17 protein-coding genes are annotated in these 17737 nt (G+C 63.7%); 3 read left to right on the top strand and 14 right to left on the bottom strand.

Translation table 11 applies throughout. From position 1 onward, the window contains the following. Window positions 1-56 precede the first annotated feature (56 nt). Entirely contained in the window at window positions 57-287 is a 231-nt protein-coding gene (locus ASE00_RS23220) for a hypothetical protein (protein ID WP_082591514.1), read from the top strand. Window positions 288-535: 248 nt separating this feature from the next. On the opposite strand, the gene ASE00_RS24200 is transcribed toward ASE00_RS23220, so the two are convergent. Continuing rightward, window positions 536-664, bottom strand: a complete 129-nt coding sequence (locus ASE00_RS24200) for a BREX-1 system adenine-specific DNA-methyltransferase PglX (protein ID WP_235538799.1) — start codon at window positions 662-664, stop codon at window positions 536-538. A gap of 477 nt (window positions 665-1141) precedes the next feature. On the opposite strand from ASE00_RS24200, the gene ASE00_RS22645 reads away from it, so the two are divergent. Together ASE00_RS22645 and ASE00_RS23675 are read left to right on the top strand one after the other, a co-directional pair. Further along, window positions 1142-2023, top strand: a complete 882-nt coding sequence (locus ASE00_RS22645; RefSeq protein WP_056356565.1) for a nucleotidyltransferase domain-containing protein — start codon at window positions 1142-1144, stop codon at window positions 2021-2023. Between the two features lie 414 nt (window positions 2024-2437). Next, window positions 2438-2722: a hypothetical protein gene (locus tag ASE00_RS23675; RefSeq protein WP_156405550.1), complete on the top strand. Its 285-nt coding sequence runs from the start codon at window positions 2438-2440 to the stop codon at window positions 2720-2722. On the opposite strand, the gene ASE00_RS22640 is transcribed toward ASE00_RS23675, so the two are convergent. The 13 genes from ASE00_RS22640 to ASE00_RS22580 all read right to left on the bottom strand — a co-directional run bounded on the left by ASE00_RS22640 (window position 2694) and on the right by ASE00_RS22580 (window position 17514). Beyond that, window positions 2694-3470: an SDR family NAD(P)-dependent oxidoreductase gene (locus ASE00_RS22640; RefSeq protein ID WP_056356563.1), complete on the bottom strand. Its 777-nt coding sequence runs from the start codon at window positions 3468-3470 to the stop codon at window positions 2694-2696. The two genes, ASE00_RS23675 and ASE00_RS22640, sit on opposite strands and share 29 nt — an antisense overlap. Beyond that, the gene (locus ASE00_RS22635; protein ID WP_056356562.1) at window positions 3470-4378 is read right to left on the bottom strand and encodes a 3-keto-5-aminohexanoate cleavage protein; all 909 of its coding nucleotides are present in this window, start codon (window positions 4376-4378) and stop codon (window positions 3470-3472) included. Before ASE00_RS22635 ends, ASE00_RS22640 begins: the two co-directional genes overlap by 1 nt. A 1-nt stretch (window position 4379) precedes the next feature. Next, window positions 4380-4817: an acyl-CoA thioesterase gene (locus ASE00_RS22630; RefSeq protein ID WP_200956570.1), complete on the bottom strand. Its 438-nt coding sequence runs from the start codon at window positions 4815-4817 to the stop codon at window positions 4380-4382. Next, complete coding sequence (locus ASE00_RS22625; RefSeq protein ID WP_235538798.1) at window positions 4814-5677, bottom strand: HAD-IIA family hydrolase; 864 nt, start codon at window positions 5675-5677, stop codon at window positions 4814-4816. The genes ASE00_RS22630 and ASE00_RS22625 overlap by 4 nt, the downstream gene beginning before the upstream one ends. After that, entirely contained in the window at window positions 5670-7145 is a 1476-nt protein-coding gene (locus ASE00_RS22620) for a biotin carboxyl carrier protein (protein ID WP_056356558.1), read from the bottom strand. Before ASE00_RS22620 ends, ASE00_RS22625 begins: the two co-directional genes overlap by 8 nt. Beyond that, entirely contained in the window at window positions 7138-8475 is a 1338-nt protein-coding gene (locus tag ASE00_RS22615; protein WP_056356556.1) for an acetyl/propionyl/methylcrotonyl-CoA carboxylase subunit alpha, read from the bottom strand. Before ASE00_RS22615 ends, ASE00_RS22620 begins: the two co-directional genes overlap by 8 nt. Window positions 8476-8482: 7 nt before the next feature. Continuing rightward, window positions 8483-8965: an acetyl-CoA carboxylase biotin carboxyl carrier protein gene (locus tag ASE00_RS22610; RefSeq protein WP_056356554.1), complete on the bottom strand. Its 483-nt coding sequence runs from the start codon at window positions 8963-8965 to the stop codon at window positions 8483-8485. Further along, a complete protein-coding gene (locus ASE00_RS22605) occupies window positions 8962-10191 on the bottom strand; it encodes a Tm-1-like ATP-binding domain-containing protein (RefSeq protein WP_056356552.1) in 1230 nt (409 codons plus the stop codon). The genes ASE00_RS22610 and ASE00_RS22605 overlap by 4 nt, the downstream gene beginning before the upstream one ends. Continuing rightward, window positions 10188-11390, bottom strand: coding sequence for a cytochrome P450 (locus ASE00_RS22600; RefSeq protein WP_056356550.1), 1203 nt, complete (start codon window positions 11388-11390; stop codon window positions 10188-10190). The genes ASE00_RS22605 and ASE00_RS22600 overlap by 4 nt, the downstream gene beginning before the upstream one ends. Window positions 11391-11440: 50 nt before the next feature. Next, complete coding sequence (locus ASE00_RS22595; RefSeq protein WP_056356548.1) at window positions 11441-13870, bottom strand: TonB-dependent receptor; 2430 nt, start codon at window positions 13868-13870, stop codon at window positions 11441-11443. 190 nt (window positions 13871-14060) lie between these two features. Continuing rightward, on the bottom strand, window positions 14061-14813 hold the full coding sequence (locus tag ASE00_RS22590) for an SDR family NAD(P)-dependent oxidoreductase (protein WP_056356546.1): 753 nt from the start codon (window positions 14811-14813) through the stop codon (window positions 14061-14063). Between the two features lie 46 nt (window positions 14814-14859). After that, on the bottom strand, window positions 14860-15825 hold the full coding sequence (locus ASE00_RS22585) for an alpha/beta hydrolase (protein ID WP_082591512.1): 966 nt from the start codon (window positions 15823-15825) through the stop codon (window positions 14860-14862). A gap of 54 nt (window positions 15826-15879) precedes the next feature. Then, the gene (locus ASE00_RS22580) at window positions 15880-17514 is read right to left on the bottom strand and encodes a flavin-containing monooxygenase (protein ID WP_056356542.1); all 1635 of its coding nucleotides are present in this window, start codon (window positions 17512-17514) and stop codon (window positions 15880-15882) included. Window positions 17515-17737 lie beyond the last annotated feature (223 nt).

Genomic DNA, 17737 nt, shown 5'->3' with positions numbered 1-17737 from the left:
CCACAACCATTCCGTGGCCGCCTTGCCACCCTCCGCGCTTTGATCGGGTGCGCCGGATGAAGGCGAGCGAGCTTCAAGACCTTCTGATCAGTACGCTTGCTCGAAAGAGTGGCGGGAGCCAGCGCCGCTGGCGGATAGCACTTGGTCCGATCCAGCTTCGCGACATCTCCACCCACCCCCACTGCAACTGGTCGGTGACGCCGCCGGGCGGCTCGCGCGAGATCGCCGACATCGAGCGTCTGCTCGACGACGTCCGCATCGCCCATCCGATCGTCGTGAAAGGGTAGGGCCGAGACAGAGTCTACAAGCGGGTGCAGTGCCGGCTACGGAGCGCTACTCCATCGACGCACATAGAAACTTCTTACCGAGGGCGATCGCATTTCCCGTAATCACCAGCCTGGCAGGCGTCCACCTGCCGTCTCCAAGCCGCCATGGCTTCGGCGTACTGCGCTCGCGCACCTTCGTACTGCTCGCGCGCAAAGGCGTTGGCGCTCTCGGGCCGAGCGAGGGTCGCAGCAACGTCGCTGTTCAGCCGCTAGGTGCGCAGACGGTCGGCGCCGAGCGAGGCCGCCTCCGACATCGCGTCGAGAACGTTATCGGCGAGCGTATCGACGAGGCTGACGAGGAAGTGCCCCGAGCCCATCGCCGGGTCGCATACTCGCAACGAGAGTATGGCGTTCGCCGGGGTCCGCGTCGCGCAACTCGCGCCGCCAATAGTCTTCGGCGTCCTTCGGGTTGAGCTTTTCGAGCGCGGCACGGAAGGCGTCTAGGCGCTCCGTTATGAGCGGCTCCAGCGTCTCGTCGAGGATCAGCCCGACCAGATCGTCAGGAGTGTAATAGCTTCCCAAGCTGCCAGCTGCCTCGGAAATTTCCCGTTTTTCGTAAATTGGCCCAGACGATTTTCTATGGTGTAAAACGGGCTTCCGTTGCACCGAGCATTTGAGCTTCCCGATTACCGCTTTCCGGCGGTAAATTGATTATACAGACAGATACGTTATTTCCGTTTGTATGAGCGATCTAAAAACTGCAGCCCCTTATCCGGACGATGTTCGCCGACCTCGTGCAGCAGGTCGATACCGCTCCGCTGCCCGGCTCCGTCTATACGCGTGCGCGTGACAGTATCGAATAAATCTATGCGAAGTTGCCCGTCGGCCGTGACCGCGTCGACCGCTTCGTCGGCCAGGTTGGCGATCCGGCGGCAGAGGAACAGGCCGCAACTTTGCGCAAAGGCGGAGAGCTGGCGAAGAGCCGCCGCCAGATCGTGTCGATGCCTCGGCGGCATGGGCTGGCCGGTCCGGATCGGACCCACGGCGCCGCGCTCGATGCCCTCGCCTTCGCCGGCCTGTTCAAGCGAGGTGCGGTTCTCGTCGGCACCGGTGCCTACATGAAGTTCGAACCGCTCATCGGCAGCCGCCTTCCCGCCCCCACGCTGATGACCGGTGACCTCGATCTCGCGACGGCACGGATCGCTATCGCCGCCGACCCGCCGAAGCGGATGGAGGACATCCTGCGCCGAGCCGATCCGACCTTCGCGGGAATCCCTCAACTCGATCCGCGCGAGCCTTCGTCGCGCTATCGCAACGCGGAAGGCTATCTCGTCGACCTGCTAACGCCCACCCGCAGCAGGACCGACACCAATCCCGTAGCCCTCAAGGCCCTAAGTGCCAGTGCCGTGCCGTTGCAATACCTCGACTGGCTGATCCGCGATCCCGTGCCCACGGTCGTCCTCTGGGGCGCCGGGATAGTTGTCTCAGTTCCCCAGCCCGCAAAGTTCGCCGTCCATAAGCTCATCCTCGCCCAGCGCCGCGATCCCGCCAATCGCTCCAAGCGCGCGAAGGATCTTGACGAGGCTAGAGCGCTTATCGACGCGCTGCTGATCCACGACCGCTTTGCAATTGTGGGCGTGCTTACCGATTCGCGCAGACGCGGACGGACAGGTTGGGCGGAGCCCATAGCGCGATCACTAAAAGAGATTGGTTCTGAAGACCCGGGTGATCATTACGCTGCGCGGGTGCGGCCATGAATTCCCGCGTCACGGGCATCATACCTTGCGGTGCGCCAATCCGCTGGGCCGGACTGCCAGCACGGCGGCACGCCACTCGTGGCATAGTTTCACCCTGACGCTAACCAAGGCGCTGCCCACTGACACGATCGAGCGCGCCGGAGGTAGAGGAGACCGATGTTGGCGGCGCCGAGCACATGGCGGCGCGCGTGCGCGAATGTCATGCTCAAGAGCGGCGACACCGCGTTGGTCAAGGTTATCCAGCTTCAACCCGAGGAAAGCTGCTCGCGGCTGTGCACGATTTTGGAGACCGCGGAGTAGCGCGGGTTCGGCTTCGATTCTCATCGGAGTCATTCCCGCAAAATCAGGCATCTCGCGTGCGTCGTCACTGCAGTCTGGTTATCACCTTGTCGAGGGGCAGGAATTAAGGGGCCAATGGAGTCGCATGTTAACCCGGTATACAGGCTTGTCGTTCTTATCTTCGGCAACCCGCTGACCGCCCTCTGGATCTCGTTGGCTCTACTGCTGTGGTGCGCGCTCATTATTGCGCGCAATTACATCCGATATCATCGCCCGTTATCGAGGACACTCTGGCAGCGTGTGCGCGCCTTCGGGCCGGTGCTCGATGCCGCTGGCACCGATGACTCCCAGCGGGTGTTTTCCGATCAATTCTATGATCTTGATGCGGCTATCACTTTGCCAGGCATCCTCCATCGATAACTATTGTTGCCCCAGTCATGAAATCGGAAGCGGCAGATGCGAGATAAATGGCCGTACCCTTTATCTCGCTCACGTCGGCGATGCGGCCCATTGGAGTAAAATCGGTGATCCTCTTGAGGAAACCGGGATCCTCATAAGGCCCAAGAGCCGTGCGGAAGAAGCCAGGACAGATCGCGTTTACGCAGATTCCCATTGCCGCATACTGCAACGCCAATTCCCTAGTAAGATTAACTATGGCCCCCTTGGTCGCCGCATAGGCCGGTAACGGCGCGACGCTGGACGGTCCCGCGAGCCCCCACATCGAGGCGACGTTGATGATTTTGCCTCGCCCTGCCGCCACCATCGGCTTCAGTGCCTCACGGGCGCAGAAGAACTGCCCGGTGAGGTTGATGGAAACCACCTTGTTCCAGTGCGCCGTGGGAAATTCGTGGACGGGCATGGGCTCGGGATCGCTTATCCCAGCGTTGTTTATCAGAATATCGATCTGACCGAAGCGCTCTAGTACGTTCGCAATTGAATCGATAACGTCGCTTTCGCAGGCGATGTCGCATCGTTCCGCTATCGCTGGTTTGCCCAGCTTCTCCACGTCGGCCACCGTGGCGGCGAGACCTTCGGTGTCGAGATCAAGCAGTGCGACGCTGGCACCGGCCTGCGCCATTGCTGCGGCGAAGGCGGCTCCCAGTCCGCCGGCCGCGCCGGTGACGACCGCAACCTTTCCGCTGAGGTCGAACGGCTCAGGATAGGCCATCACGCGACGTCCGGCACGACATTCGCGACGGGTTGCCGCAGGCCGATTATGTCGCGCGCCTCGGCGGGCGTGGCGATCTCGAGGCCGAGCTCGACGGCGATCCGCCGGGTGCGCGCGACAAGCTGCTCGTTGGTGGCGAGCTCTCCGCGGCTGTAGTAATTATTGTCTTCCAGGCCGACGCGCACGTGGCCGCCGAGCAGCATGGCCTGGGTCGTAGCCGGAAGCTGCGCCGGGCCTATCGCCGAAACGCAGAAGATCGATTGGGGAGGCAGCGCCGCGATCATCGCAGTCAGGACGTCATGGCTGTAGGGCATCGCGCCCTGGAAGCCCTTGTCGGCGCCCAGCACCATGTTGATATAGTAGGGCGGCTTGTCATAGCCCTTCTGGATCAGGCGGGTCACGTCCTGCAGGATGTGGTTGGGGGCGAACACTTCCCACTCAGGCTTGATGCCGCGATCAATGATGCGCTTGACCAACGTCTCGCAGCGGCTGGGAGGCGTGATGACGACGATCTCCTTGCCGCCATGCACGTCGACGAAGGTCATGCCGTCGAACGTGGCCATCTCGGCGCCCGCCTCGCATCCCTTCAGCCGCTCCTCGAAATTGGACTCGTACAGGCCGTCAGGGCGGGATTTGAGCATGTCGCCGCTCGATCCGCCGCCGGTGGAATTGTTGATGACGATGTCGCAGCGCGCCCGGATGCTTTCGTTGATGTCCCGGTAGATGTCGGCGTTGCAGGTCGCTTCGTCGTCCGGCCGGCGGGCGTGGAGCGCCGCGATGCAGGCGCCCTCCCGGAAGGCGCGGTGAACCGACTCGGCGATCTCCGCCGGCTGGGTGGGCAAATTGGGATTCTGAGCCTTGGAGGCCATGCCCCCTGTGGGGGCAACGGTGATCATCACCTTTGACATTTCAGCTCTCCTGCAACGGGGGTGCGAAGGTCGACAGCGCGTCGATCACTTCGTGCGGAATAGGTCGGCCTTTGAGCCGCGCGGGATCGCCGGCGTCGTGGCCGGCCCAGACGCGCTTCTCGTGCGCCTCGATGGCGATCGCGGCACCGCGCAGGAGGCGATGCGCCACCTCGAAGCTGCTGCGGCCGAAACGGGTGACATTGCTCTCGATCGTCACCAGATCGCCGAACCGGCTGGGCGCAAGAAAGCACGCGCCCGTATCGATCATCGGGAAGCCGACGATCCCGAACCTGCCGATCATCTCGAGCTTGCCATAACCGAGCGCGGCGGCGAACAGCGCCGCGGTAGCGGCGTCAAACATCGCGAAGTAACGCGGATAATGGACGATTCCGGCGGGGTCGCAATCGCCCCACTCGATCTGCACTGCTCTGCGGTTCACGAACATCGAGACAATAGCTCCAGCAAGGGCGGTAACCCGGGCAGCACGACGTGCGCGGCATCGGCCGGCGTCAAAGCAGTGAAAGTGCCCGCATCGTTGAGGCCGCTGGTGACACCGATGGATAGCGCGCCGGCGGCGTTCGCCATCCGCATCTCCAGCGCGGGATCGTCGCCGATCACGACAAGCGCCTTCTCCGCCGCCATCGGCAGCCCCATCAGCGTCAGGGCGCAGCGCAACGCGGCTCGCGAAGGCTTGCCGAGGACCTTCGCCCGTTTGCCCGTCAGCGATCGAATCATCGCGTTGATTGCAAAGCTCGCGCCGATTGCGCGGCCACCCTGGGCCGCGAAGAAGGGAACGTTCGACGCGGTCGTCGCCAGCGCTCCGGCCCATATATCACGGCATGCCGCCTCGAGATCTGGAAAGGTAAACTCGCGATACCAGCCGGTGAATACCGCTTCGACGCCTTCGGCCTTCGCGCCGGGCTGCACGACGTCGAGTCCGGCTTCGCGCAGCGGCTGCTGGACGCCTTCGCGCCCGAGGACGCGCACGCGCCTGATGCCGCGCGCGAGGAACCAGGCGGCGGCCGAGGACGCGGGGGTCATCAGCTCGGCGTCGGTCACGTCGAGCCCGGCCGCTCGCAGGCTCGCCGCATAAGCCGCCGGTGGCTTGGCGGTTCCGTTGGTGAAGACGCGGAATGGAATGCCGCGCCGCTTGAGCGCGACCAGCAGCGCCGCGGCGCCCGGCAGGGCCATGTGGCCGCCGCTCGCCGCGTCGCCCAGCACCAGCGTACCGTCCATGTCGATTACCATCCCGCGCACCTCGCGGATGCGCTGCGCGATCGCCGCATCGATGTTAGCCAACGGCGCCTCCCGCGTGGAGCGCCAGCCGGAGACCGGGCCTTTCGACCACGAGGTCGCGCGCCGCCGGCCGCGCCGCGAGCTGGCGTAGCAACGCCACGATGGGCGCCGCATCCGGCGAGTAGCGCGCCTTTGCCGGACCGGCGGCGAGCATCGCGTCGACCTGGTCGCTGGGCATAACTGCGCGGAGTAGGAATTCCTCCTCGGGCATTGCGCCCGGGAAGCGGGCTCGCATTTCCGCGAGCGCCAACACCGCCGGCTCGCGTTCGATCTCTCTCGCGCGCGGACGATCGAGAATCGCGGCTTCGACCGCGGCGTCCACCGGTCGAGTTGGGCGGCCGAATCTACCCATCACATAGCGGATGACCTGATCGGAAACCTGGGCATAGCGCCGGCCTGCGACGACGTTGAACAGCGCCTGGCTGCACACCATCTGCGGGAAGGGCGTGACCATGATCGGCTGGCCGAACTCGGCGCGCACCTGCTCGGTCTCGGCGATCACGTCGGCCAGCCTGTGCTCGAGCTTCACTTCCGTCAGCTGGCGCAGCATCGTCGTCATCACCCCGCCGGCGATCTGGTGCCGCAGGAAGCTTGCGTCGAACTCCTGAGGTCTGCCCGAGGGCAGCCCCTCGGCGGTGGCGAGCCGCCGCCAGTAATGCGCCACCGATGCCAGCGCAGCGGCGTCAACCTTGGGCAAATGCCCGGCCTCGCGCAGGTTGGCGATCATGCGCTCCGCCTCCGGCAGAGAGGTGCCGTTGCCGAGCGGGCCGATGCCGACGTGGACGGCCTCCGCGCCTGCCTCCACCGCGGCGAGGCTCGCGCGTGGACCCAGTCCGATGGTGCAGTGCAGGTGCACCTCGAGCCGCTTGCGCCCGATCGCCGCACGGATCGCGGGGATCAGGGTGCCCGCGCGCTCCGGCGAGAGCAGCCCCGACGGGTCCTTGACGTAAAACAGGTCGATGTCCGGGTTGCCCGCGAGCTTCGCGGCAAAGCCGGCATAGAAGGCGTCGTCGTGCACGTCGGAGAGGGTAAAGGTGAGCGCGGCCATCGTCTCGGCCCCACCCTCCTGCTTCACGATCCGCGCCGCTTCGATCACCGCCGCGGCGTCGTGCGTCGGCTCGAGTAGAATGAAGCGGCGGATGCCGCAGGCTTGCAGCCGCCGGTAGACAATCCGCATGAAATCGGGATCGGCCTGCTCCCAGGCGATGAAGCGGAGGCCGGTGGTGATGAACTGGAGCGGCGTACGCGGCATTGCGGCGCGCATGCGGCGAATTCGCTCCCACGGATTGTCGCGGAAATAGCGCACCGCGACGGCCATATGGCTCGAGGAGGTGAAATCGATCGCGCGGAAGCCCACCCGATCGAGCTTGCCCGCGATCTCGAGCATCTGGCGCGTGGCGAGACCGGTCGCGCCCCACAGGCTCTGGTTTCCGTCGCGGATCGACACGTCGACGAGATCGATCTCAGCCACGCGCGAGCTCCTCGAAGAAGCGGGTGTCGACCGCGCCGGCGGCAAAGCGCGGGTCGGCCATGATCGCGCGGTGCATCGGTGCTGTGGACGCCACGCCGTCGATCTCAAGCGTGTCGAGCGCTGCGGCCATACGCGCGATCGCTTCGCGCCGCCCGGCCCCCTGGACGATCAGCTTGCCCATTAGCGAATCGTAATAGGGCGGCACCGCGCCGCCGCTCTCGATATGCGTATCGACGCGGATGCCGGGGCCGGCGGGCCAGGCGGCGCGCGCCACCTTGCCAGGCGACGGCCGGAAATCCGCAGTCCAGTCCTCGGCATTGATGCGTACCTCGATCGCATGGCCGGTGACCTTTACGTCGTCCTGGGCTATCCCCAGTGGCTGGCGGTCGGCGATCAGGAGCTGCTGCTCGACCAGATCGATTCCGGTCACCGCCTCCGTCACCGGGTGCTCGACCTGGATGCGCGCGTTCATCTCGAGAAAGTAGAAGTCGAAGCTTTCGGCATCGACGAGATATTCGACCGTGCCCGCGCCGCTATAGCCAAGATACTCCGCCAGGCGGACGGCGGCGGCGCGCAGCGCCTCGTGCCGCTCCTCGGGGATGTCCGGTGCCGGCGCTTCCTCGACCAGTTTCTGGAAGCGGCGCTGGATCGAGCAGTCGCGCGTGCCGAGGTGGATAGCGCGTCTGCCGTCGCCGAGAACCTGCACCTCCACGTGGCGCCCGCGTGCGATGTAGCGCTCGATATATATCCGGGGATCGCCGAATGCAGCCTGCGCTTCGGCCATTGCCAGCGCGATCTGGCTGTCCAGCTCGTCATCGCGGTTGACGCGCTTCATGCCGCGGCCGCCGCCGCCGGAGACCGCCTTGATCAGCAGAGGATAGCCGGTTTCGTTCGCCCGCCGACGCGCGGCTTCCCTGTCTTCGGCCTCGCCGCCCGGCACCACCGCCATGCCTGCGGCGAGGCCGACAGCGCGAGCCTTCAGCTTGTCGCCCATCGCATCGAGGCTTTCAGGAGACGGGCCGATAAAAATCATCCCCGCCGCGGCGACGGCCCGGGCGAAGCGGGAGTTTTCCGAGAGGAAGCCGTAGCCGGGATGAACGGCGTCCGCCTTTGCCCCGGCGGCGGCGGCGACGACCCGGTCCACGTCGAGATAGCTCTGCGACGACGGCGCCGGGCCTAGGAGGACGACGTGGTCCGCCATCCGCGCGGGGAGCGACGTGCGATCAGCCTCCGACACGCCCAATATCGTCTCGATGCCCATGCGGCGCGCGGTGTGGGTAATGCGCAGCGCGATCTCGCCGCGGTTAGCGATGAACAGGCGCCGGATCATGGCAGTGTCATCCGCCCGCCCTGATCCGGATCAGCACGTCTTCCGCATCCACCATCGCGCCGTCCGCCGCGACGATCTCGACGACCTCGCCCGCCACGCCCGCGGCGACGCTGTTCATCACCTTCATCGTCTCGATGATACCGACCACCATGTCCGGGTTCACCGCGTCGCCAATCGCGATGAAGGGCGGCGCACCCGGTTTCGGCGCATGGTAGAAGGTGCCGGGAAGCGGCGGGCGGACCGCGACAATGCCCTCGGCCTCGGCCGCTCGGTCGCTGCCGTCCGGCGCCGTCACGGGCGGTACGCCGCCGCCCTCCAGCGGCTCATCGGCCGCCAGGTGCTCCCACACCTGGGACCAGCTCGTGCCGGCGCGTGCGAGGCGGAGCGAGAAGCGCGCGGTGCGTACGTCGAGCCGTTCATAGCCGCTGCCGTCGAGCAGTGCGACGATCTCGGCGATGTCTTCCGGAAGAAGGAGGAAATCCTCGCTCATGCGATCGATTTGCCCCGCGTGAGATCGCGCACTGCGGCGACCACCGCAGCGCCGAATGCGGGATCGTTGATGTGCGTATCGAGCGTCCGCAGCTCGACGTTGGCCGGCATCACTTTCCGGCAATAGCCCGCGAACTTCGGCGGCAGCTCGGGCGCATGGATATGTCCGGCGGGGCTATCGTGGCTCGAGAAGCCGTCCAGCGGGATCAAGAAGCGCACCGGCCCGCGGGCCTCACGCAGTATTCCCGCGAGATGGTCCGCCAGGCGTTTTAGATCGTCCTCGGTCGTCCTGACCGCGGTGAGCGCGGCGTTATGGATATGGAAGCGGCGGCCCTCGAAAGGACGTTCGCCGACGGCCATCGGCGAGGGCATGATGTAGAAATCGACGTTGCCCGGCGCCATGACCGTCGGAATGCCGCGCTTCAACCCCGCCGTAGCGCGCTCCGGTCCCGCGCTACAGATCCCGCCGTTGAGAAAGTCGTTGACCTCGACGAGCGAGATGTCAACCACCGCCGCCACGTCGCGCTCCGCCGCGAGCGCATCCATCGTCATCCCGCCATTGCCGGTGGTGTGGAACACCATAACTTCGTAGCCAATGGCCTCGAGACCCTCGCGTACCCCCCGCGCGGCGCCTTCGGTAGTGCCGAGCGCGCTGACGAGAACGAGCGGCCGGGTGTCGGCCGCGGCGGGAGCATAGGCTCGCGCCATCCCGGCCAGGCCGAAGGCTCCGTTGCGGTATACTTCACGAGTGATGCTGTTGATACCGGAAACATCGCACACCGCATTCAGCATCGCGATGTCCTTGAGCCCGACGAAGGGCGCAGTAAATCCGGAGGCGAGCGTGGAGATCATCAGCTTGGGCACGCCATAGGGAAAGGCGCGCATGATCGCTGTGCCGAACGTGGTCCCCATCGAGCCGCCGATCGACAGAACGCCCGACAAGCCGACGCGGGCGTGTAGATCGAGCGCGAGCTTCGTCGCGCCGGCGATCATCACTTCCTGGATCTTGCCTTCATGGCCGATCGCACGGACATCCGCCATCGTCGTTCCGGCCGCGCCGGCGATCTCATCGGGTCCGATCTCGGCGCCGCCGAGGTTCGCGCGTACACTGGGATCGAGATGGATGACCTCGCATCCGCCGTTCTCGAGGCATTCGCGCAGGAACCGGCTTTCCAACTGTTTGGTGTCCTGCGTGACGACCAGCAATACCTTCGGCGCCTCGGTCATCTCGATCTCTCCGCTACCAGGCTCAACGGCAGGCTTTCGATGCTGCGGATGACGTTGTTCAAGTGGCGATGCGGCGTTCCGACGTCGAACCGCGCGACCTTGCCCGCCAGCGCGGCGATCAGCGCGTGGGCCTCCAGCCGGGCCAAGCCCTGGCCGGCGCAGTTGTGGATACCGAAGCCCAGCGCGAGATGATCGCCGGCGCGGCGGCGCACGTCGAAGCGATCGGGCTCGTCCCAATGGCGCTCGTCGCGGTTCGCGGAGCCATAAAGGAGCAGGACCGCGTCGCCCTCGCGCATCAGGACATCGCCGAGACGAACATCTCTGGCGAGGGTCCGCCGAAAGGCCTGGACAGGCGATTCGATCCGCAGAATCTCGTTGTAGGCATGGGGTATGCGAGCGGGATCGGCTCGCACCACATCCCACTGATCGGGAAATGTCCCGAAGAGATGGACGGCATTGGTGATCGAGGAGATCGTCGTGTCGAGACCGGCCATGAGGTACGCCGCCATCAGCCGTCCGCACTGATCGAAACGTATCTCACCGCGCTCCGCGGCCTCATAGATCTCGCGGCCCATGCTGCCCGGCCGCAGCTTTCCGGGATCGGCATCCAGGGTTGCGATATATTCGAACATCTCCCCGAACTTGACCATCGATCTGACGGTGCGCTCGTTGCCGGGGCCGAAGGTGTTGAAACCGCAATCGGCCCATTCGAGCAGCTGCCCCTGGTCACCGTCCGGCAGGCCGATGAGCTTGGCCACGACGGTCAGCGGAAACTTCTGCGCCAGCGCCGGCACGGCATCGAAGGTTCTCTCCTCGATCAGGCTGTCGACGAGTGACGCGGCAGACGCCTCGACATCGTCCTGCAACGCCCTCAGCCCGCGCGGGGACATCCGCTCCGCCAGCACCCGCCGAAGACGCGTATGATACGGCGGATCGCTCGCCAGCACAGTCCCCTCGAGGGCGCTGTTCGCCGCGGGATAGAGACCGACGCCTTTGCCCGAACGATAAGTCTCGTGATCGAGCAGCGCCTCCTTCACCTCGTCGAACCGCGCGAGGATCCATAGCTGGTGGCGGGTCGACCAGACGGCGGGGCCGGCGTCACGCCAGCTGCGATAGACGTCGTATGGCTCGAGTAGAACGGAATCTTCGAACGGATCGATGTCCGTGGCCGCGACGCCGGCGGACGGTAAGGGCGACATGCCGGACCTCTCAGAAGCGCGCAGGGCTCGGGTGGAGCTTCGCTGGATCATCAATACTTCCAGCCGAGGGTCATGCCGTAGGTGCGGGGCGGCGCGTAGACGCCCGCGGCATAGCTGAGCGATGAGACGTCGAGCCCGTAGATGCGGTAGCGGGCATTGTTCGCATTGCGGACGAAGCCGGCAGCCGACCAGTGAGCATCGGGACTAGTATATTCCAGCCGGAGGTCGACAGTCACATACCCGTTCTCGTGGTTGGTGGGCTCATTGAGGACGGTCATGTAATGCGCGCCAAAATATTGTGCATTGGCCTGTGCGGCGAGCTTGCCGCCGAGCGCGTCGAAAGAATAGCGCAGCAAACCATTGAGCGAGATTTTCGGCGCGTTTGGTAGCTTACGATCCGCGAACGTGCCGTCTGGCAATGGCGTATCGTAGACCGTGTTGTGGATGAACGCGGTCGACAGCCCCAGATCCAAGCCTAGGAGCGGATTTGCACGGAGCTCTACCTCGCCGCCGTAGGCGCGCGCATTGACGTTAAAGATCGTCTGTACAAGATTCTGCATCGCAAAAGCTTGGTAATTCTTGTAATAGTAATAATAGACCGAGCTATTCAGAGTTAAGGCACCATTGAGCATTCGAAGCTTTTCACCACCTTCGATGGAGGTGAGGACCTCCTGCTTGTGAGGGAGTGCCGAGGTAACGACCGGAGGAAAAATCGGAGCACTCCAGTTGCCACCTTTATTGGCACGGGAATAACCCAGATAAACTAGGAGATTGCTGCTCGGCGTCCAGTTTACCTGAGCTTTAGCAGAAATGTTCTTGAAGCTTCGGTCAGCGCTTGGATCGGTAGCAGGATTATAGTCGACGGTCGGGGAGCCACCCGTCAGGACCGCCTGAAATCCCAACGAATCATGGAAGCGGTAATCGAATGTCTTCTGGTCGTCGGTGTAGCGAAGTCCGCCCGTGACATAGAAATCGGGCGTCAGATAATAGTCTCCCTGAGCGAAGCCGGACCAACTCTTCACGTTCAGTTCGTAGCTGGCGCGCAACGAGTCGGTTACGGGCGAGCCGCCATAACAGGCGGGTGCGGTGCAGGTCAGGCCGATATATGGGCCGAGATCGAACAGACCATCGACGCCGTAACGGCCCTTCATATTGAGATAGAAGAATCCGGCGACCCACTTCAGCTTGTCGGAAGTGCCCGATACGCGAGCTTCCTCCGAGAACTGCCGATACTTCATCTGCGTACCATAATCGAACAGGACCGAAGGGCCGCCGTCGGTGTCGATGGAAAAACTCTTCGATATATGCTGGTAGTTGGAAACGGACACGAAGTTTATTCGCCCGAAGTCGTGCGTTAGCTTGGCCGTTCCTGAATAGATGGTACGCCGGAAGCTTCCGGGATCGTCCTCTTGCAGCTTGAATGGATTGGATCCCTGGCGATACCCGGTCAGGTCGCATCCCTCGCAGGGCGATTGAATGGGCGCGAAGGTAGGCGAGGCGAAATTGACGTATGTACCGTATTCGTCAGGAGCGAGCGCGGTACCGAGCCCGTGGGCGTCGGGCTGCACCGCGCGCGTAGTATAGGCAGCGCCGCGCATGTTGCGGTTGAGCGAGATCGAACCGTTCAAATCCAGCCTTGTGGCGGGATCGATTTCCCACCGCAGCTGTAGGCGGGCGTCGTATTCATTGTTGTTGCCAGGGGCTGGCCCGACGGAATTGTGCCAAGGCCCCTGGTCGTTGGTCGTCGCGAAGGAGAGCCGGGCCGTGACGTTATCCGAGAGCGGGCCGCCTACGGCCCCTTCGGTCTCGATGAAGCCGTGGCCATATTCGTAACCGCCGGCCGTGACTTCCTCATAAGCATCGAACTTGTCCGTTGGACCCTTGGAGACGAAATGGATCAGGCCGCCAGTTGCGTTGCGTCCGAACAGTGTGCCTTGCGGGCCGCGAAGCACCTCGACGCGGTCGACGTCGTAGGTCCGCACGCCGACCGAACTGGTCGAGCCGAGATAGGCATCGTCCTGATAGACCGCGATCGGCGCCTCCAGATGGTCGGCGAAGTAGTTCTGCGAGACGCCCCGGATGTTGATGCTCGTAACCGACGGGTGAATTTGATAAATGCTGACGGCCGGAGTGACCTTGGCGATGTCGATCGCGTTACGGAGGCCCAGCTGGCGCATCTGGCTGCCGCTGAAGGCGGTAATAGAGATGCCTACCTTCTGGATATTTTCGCTGCGCTTCTGCGCGGTCACGATTATGTCCCGGAAAACCGACCCTTCGTCGGTAACGGATCCTTTTTTCTTCACGGGCGCCGCTGGCGCGGCGCTCTGGTCTGCCGGGGGCGCACTCTCGGGCTGCGCGGTGGTCTGTGCGGCGGCTTCGGAGGTGGTGAGCGCGCCGCCCGCGACGGCGAGCAGCAATGTCAGATGCCGGGCCTTCGCCATGCCCGACACGAACGTCCCTATCGCTGCCGAGTAATCCATACCCCTATCCTCCCCGTTATTCGGCGATCGTCGTCGCCGCTTTGTGTCCGCAGTGAGCGATCAGTCATCGTCTGATCCATTCTCCTTATCCTGTTGCCCGCTCCATAATCTGACGTCACCTAACGAAGGTTGGTGGCATTCATGCGGCCGCTGGTGGGCTTGGCGATCACACGGCGCGTGCGGTATATCTTCAGTGGGCGGTCTGACCGCCGTCGATTACGAAGAGCGCTCCGTTGATGAAGTTCGCCGCGTCCGAGCAGAGGTGAAGCACGGTTCCGGCTACCTCTTCCGCCGTTCCGGCGCGGCCGATGACGTTCTGGGCGAAGAAGGCGTTCCGGAATACTTGCGAATCCGCCCATGGCTGGGTCATCGGGGTGACGATGAAGCCGGGAGCGATCGCATTAACGCGAATCCCTCGCTGGGCATATTCGACCGCGGCTGCCTTGGTCAGGCCCGCAACGCCATGCTTGGCCGCAACGTAGGAAGCCATGTTCGGATCGGCGACGATGCCGGCGACCGACGACGTGTTTACGATCGCGCCGCCGCCATGCTCGAGCATGTGCCTGATCTCTGCCTGCATGCAGAGGAAGACCCCCTTCAGGTCGGTCGCGATAATTCGATCGAAGTCTGTTTCGACGATCTCGTGGAAGGGCACCGCCGGCGGGAGAACCCCGGCATTGTTGAAGGCGATATGCAATCGGCCGAAGCGCGTGATGCACGCTTCGACCAGCGCTGTCGTCTGCATCGCGTCGCCGACGTCGCAGTGTTCGAACGCCGCCGTTCCACCGGCCCGGCTGATGAGCGCCACGGTTTCCGCGGCACGATCATCGATGTCGCCGATCATCACGCACGCCCCTTGCGCCGCGAAGGCCAGCGCGGTCGCGCGCCCGATCCCGGTCGCCGCACCAGTTACCAGCACGGTCTTTGCTGCGAACCCGGACATGACAAGCTCTCCTCGGATGCACGGTTGACGAGATTGGTGCGAGAACTCAGCCGGCGGACGCGGAGGGCCGGAAATGCGCTAGCAGTGCCGCGACGGCGCTTGCCATCGCCGCCTCCGCATCGCGGATCATCGCTCCCATGTTGATGATGCCGTGAAAATGCTGCGAATAATGCAGGTGCGTCACCGCAACTCCCGCTTTCATCAAGCGGCTAACATAAGCGGCGCTCTCCTCCGCCAGAGGATCATGCTGCACCGTCATGACGAACGCCGGAGCAACGCCCGCCAAGTCGTCCGCGCGCAACGGCGATGCGCGCCAATCCTCCCCGTCCTGCCGTGAGCCGAGATAGGCATCGCGAAACCAACGCATGGTCGGCGCGGCAACGGGCACGCCGCTCGTAACGCGCGCATAGCCTTCGCTCTCCCGCCCCAGATCGGTCACCGGATAGAACAGGATCTGGTAGGCTAAGGCGGGTAGCATACCCCGCGCTGCCGCGATCGCCGCCACGGCCGCCAAGTTGCCACCGGCGCTGTCCCCGCCGATCGCGACTTTCTCACGGTCGATGTCGAAGCGTTCCACATTGTCGGACAACCAGCGCACGGCGGTGAAGACGTCTTCGACGGCCGCAGGAAAGCGGTGCTCGGGCGCCAACCGATAATCGACGGCGAGGACGGGCATGGCCAGCGACACGCAGAACTTGCGGCAGATGTCGTCGTGACTCTCGAGGTCCCCGAGCATCCAGCCGCCGCCGTGAAGGAAAATGAGCGCGGGCGTGAGGCCGCTGGGCTTTGCCGGCGGCGTGTACAGGCGCAGCTTAAGGATGCCGTCCGCGCCGGAAATAGAGAGGTCCTCGACGCTGCCGACCGCCATCCTGGGGAATGCGATCGCCGCGAACTGCGCCATAGCCGAGCGAGCCTGCTTGGGGGTCATTGATTCGTATGGCGGAATTCCGTTGGCCGCCATTAAGGAGAGGATAACCTTGTCGTCGTCCGCCAATGTAACGTCATGGGCCATTCTACGCTCTCCTGACCGAGTCCGTCCCCAGCGGACCGCTGTACCGTTCCAGGCTCAGCTAAGCGCAAAGCCCTCGTATTCGTTCTCGTCGACCTCTCGGCATTTTTGCAGATAGAGGGGAAGGCCCCCCGGATAGGCGAGGAGCTGGCGCTTCTTGCCGGGGATGTTGGCCCCCATGTACCAAGAGTCGGCGCGCGGGAATAAGGTGGTTTCGGCGATCTCGTTCAGATGATCGTTCCAGACCTGCTCGGCCTGCGGGGTAGCCTCAATCTGAGAAAGCTGCCCGTTACGCATATATTCGAGGCATTTGACGATCCAGGCGCCTTGGACCTCGGCGCTGACCGGCCCGACCGACAACGCGTTTGGGCTCAATGGCCCGTATACGAAGAACAGGTTTGGAAAATCGGATGTCGCCAGGCCGAGGTAGGCGCTTGCCCCATCGGCCCACTTCTCCCTGAGCGTCTCGCCTTTCGTCCCGTGAATGTCGATGCTGGTCAGACCGCCAGTCACCGAATCGAAGCCCGTGGCGAGGACGAAGACGTCAAGGTCGTGTTGCACACCGTCGGCGGTGACGACGCCCTGCGCATTGACATGGTCGATAGGATTTTCGCGGAGGTCGACCAGCGTCACATTGTCCTGGTTGAAGGCCTCGTAATAGTCCTGTTCCAGGCTCGGCCGTTTGACGCCGAAAGGATGCAGCGGGACCATCGGCGCCAGTTTCTCGGCCACCGCCGGGTCGTTGATCCTTTGGCGAGTCTTGTCGCGCCAGAAAGCATAGACCGACTCATTCGCCTCCATGTCGGATAGTACGTCGTGATAGGTTGCGACCCACGGCTTGAATCCACCTTGATTCCAGAGATCCTCATAGACCGCGAGCCGTTCTTCGGGCGAAACCTCAAGGGCGGATTGAGGAAGGAAGTCGAAGTCGTTGCCCCCGAACGTCTTCGGCCGGTTTTCGAACATGGCGGGGAAACCCAGCTTCATCTTCTGCGAAATGTGCTGATCGTATTTTGCCTGGCGCATCGGCAAGGCATGGTTGGGTGTGCGCTGAAAGACGGTCAGCGCCCTTGCGACCTTACTGAACTCTTGAATGACCTGGACACCGCTCGCGCCGGTTCCCATGACGCCTATCCGCCTTCCGGCGGCCCGAAGGCCGTTCTGTGGCCACAGCCCGGTATGGTGGCATTCCCCCGCAAACGTCTCGAGGCCCCTGATCGTCGGGATAAAGGGCTTGGCCGCAAAGCCGGTGCAGAGGACGAGATAGTGCGCGCGCACGATGGAGCCATCGTCGTGCTCGACGATCCACTGATGGCGCTGCTCGTCGAAACGGGCCTTTTCGACGCGACGATTGAACCGGATGTCACGGCTCAGATCGAGGACATTGTCGACATGCTCAAAATAGCGGCGGATTTCCGGACCCCCGGGGAATCGCTCGCTGAAGCTCCAGTCCTTCCATAGGCCCGGATCGGAGAACTGATAGAGGTAGCTGTCCGAATCCACTCGCGCGCCCGGATAGCAATTCCAGTACCATACGCCACCCAGCCCCGGACCGGCCTCGTGGACCTTAACGGTGAATCCCTTCTTTCGCAGCATGTGAAGCTGATACAGGCCCGCGAAACCGGCTCCGACGACGAGTACGTCGAGTTCCTCAACGGTGGCGGGCGCCGTCGTAGCGTTGGCAGCTTTCATGTAAAACTCCTGATGGCCTTCAGCGAATTGCCTCGTCTACTTGCCGATACCGAGTGCATCGCCCGATCCTCTCCAGCCCGGACGATCGTTGCCGTCCACTTTACGTACACGCGAACGGAGTGGTCCGATCGCAGTTCAGTGATCGACATCTTCTTGTGTGCAGGCAGATTAGCTGTCACCTAACGAAGGTTGGCATGCCGAAAGTCGTGAGAAAACAGGGTCG

Origin of the sequence: Sphingomonas sp. Root710 (assembly GCF_001429065.1) — a bacterium.
Lineage (GTDB): Bacteria > Pseudomonadota > Alphaproteobacteria > Sphingomonadales > Sphingomonadaceae > Rhizorhabdus.
Note: the sequence above shows the minus strand (reverse complement) of the source record. Positions and strands in the feature narration are given on the sequence as shown.

What these genes read in the sequence shown, in the direction of transcription:
- ASE00_RS22640 (WP_056356563.1), bottom strand. Translation starts at nt 3,470, where the DNA reads ATGGCCTATCCTGAGCCGTTCGACCTCAGCGGAAAGGTTGCGGTCGTC.
- ASE00_RS23220 (WP_082591514.1), top strand. Translation starts at nt 57, where the DNA reads ATGAAGGCGAGCGAGCTTCAAGACCTTCTGATCAGTACGCTTGCTCGA.
- ASE00_RS22605 (WP_056356552.1), bottom strand. Translation starts at nt 10,191, where the DNA reads ATGACCGAGGCGCCGAAGGTATTGCTGGTCGTCACGCAGGACACCAAA.
- ASE00_RS22580 (WP_056356542.1), bottom strand. Translation starts at nt 17,514, where the DNA reads ATGAAAGCTGCCAACGCTACGACGGCGCCCGCCACCGTTGAGGAACTC.
- ASE00_RS23675 (WP_156405550.1), top strand. Translation starts at nt 2,438, where the DNA reads ATGGAGTCGCATGTTAACCCGGTATACAGGCTTGTCGTTCTTATCTTC.
- ASE00_RS22590 (WP_056356546.1), bottom strand. Translation starts at nt 14,813, where the DNA reads ATGTCCGGGTTCGCAGCAAAGACCGTGCTGGTAACTGGTGCGGCGACC.
- ASE00_RS22585 (WP_082591512.1), bottom strand. Translation starts at nt 15,825, where the DNA reads ATGGCCCATGACGTTACATTGGCGGACGACGACAAGGTTATCCTCTCC.
- ASE00_RS22615 (WP_056356556.1), bottom strand. Translation starts at nt 8,475, where the DNA reads ATGATCCGGCGCCTGTTCATCGCTAACCGCGGCGAGATCGCGCTGCGC.
- ASE00_RS22635 (WP_056356562.1), bottom strand. Translation starts at nt 4,378, where the DNA reads ATGTCAAAGGTGATGATCACCGTTGCCCCCACAGGGGGCATGGCCTCC.
- ASE00_RS22600 (WP_056356550.1), bottom strand. Translation starts at nt 11,390, where the DNA reads ATGTCGCCCTTACCGTCCGCCGGCGTCGCGGCCACGGACATCGATCCG.
- ASE00_RS22595 (WP_056356548.1), bottom strand. Translation starts at nt 13,870, where the DNA reads ATGGATTACTCGGCAGCGATAGGGACGTTCGTGTCGGGCATGGCGAAG.
- ASE00_RS22610 (WP_056356554.1), bottom strand. Translation starts at nt 8,965, where the DNA reads ATGAGCGAGGATTTCCTCCTTCTTCCGGAAGACATCGCCGAGATCGTC.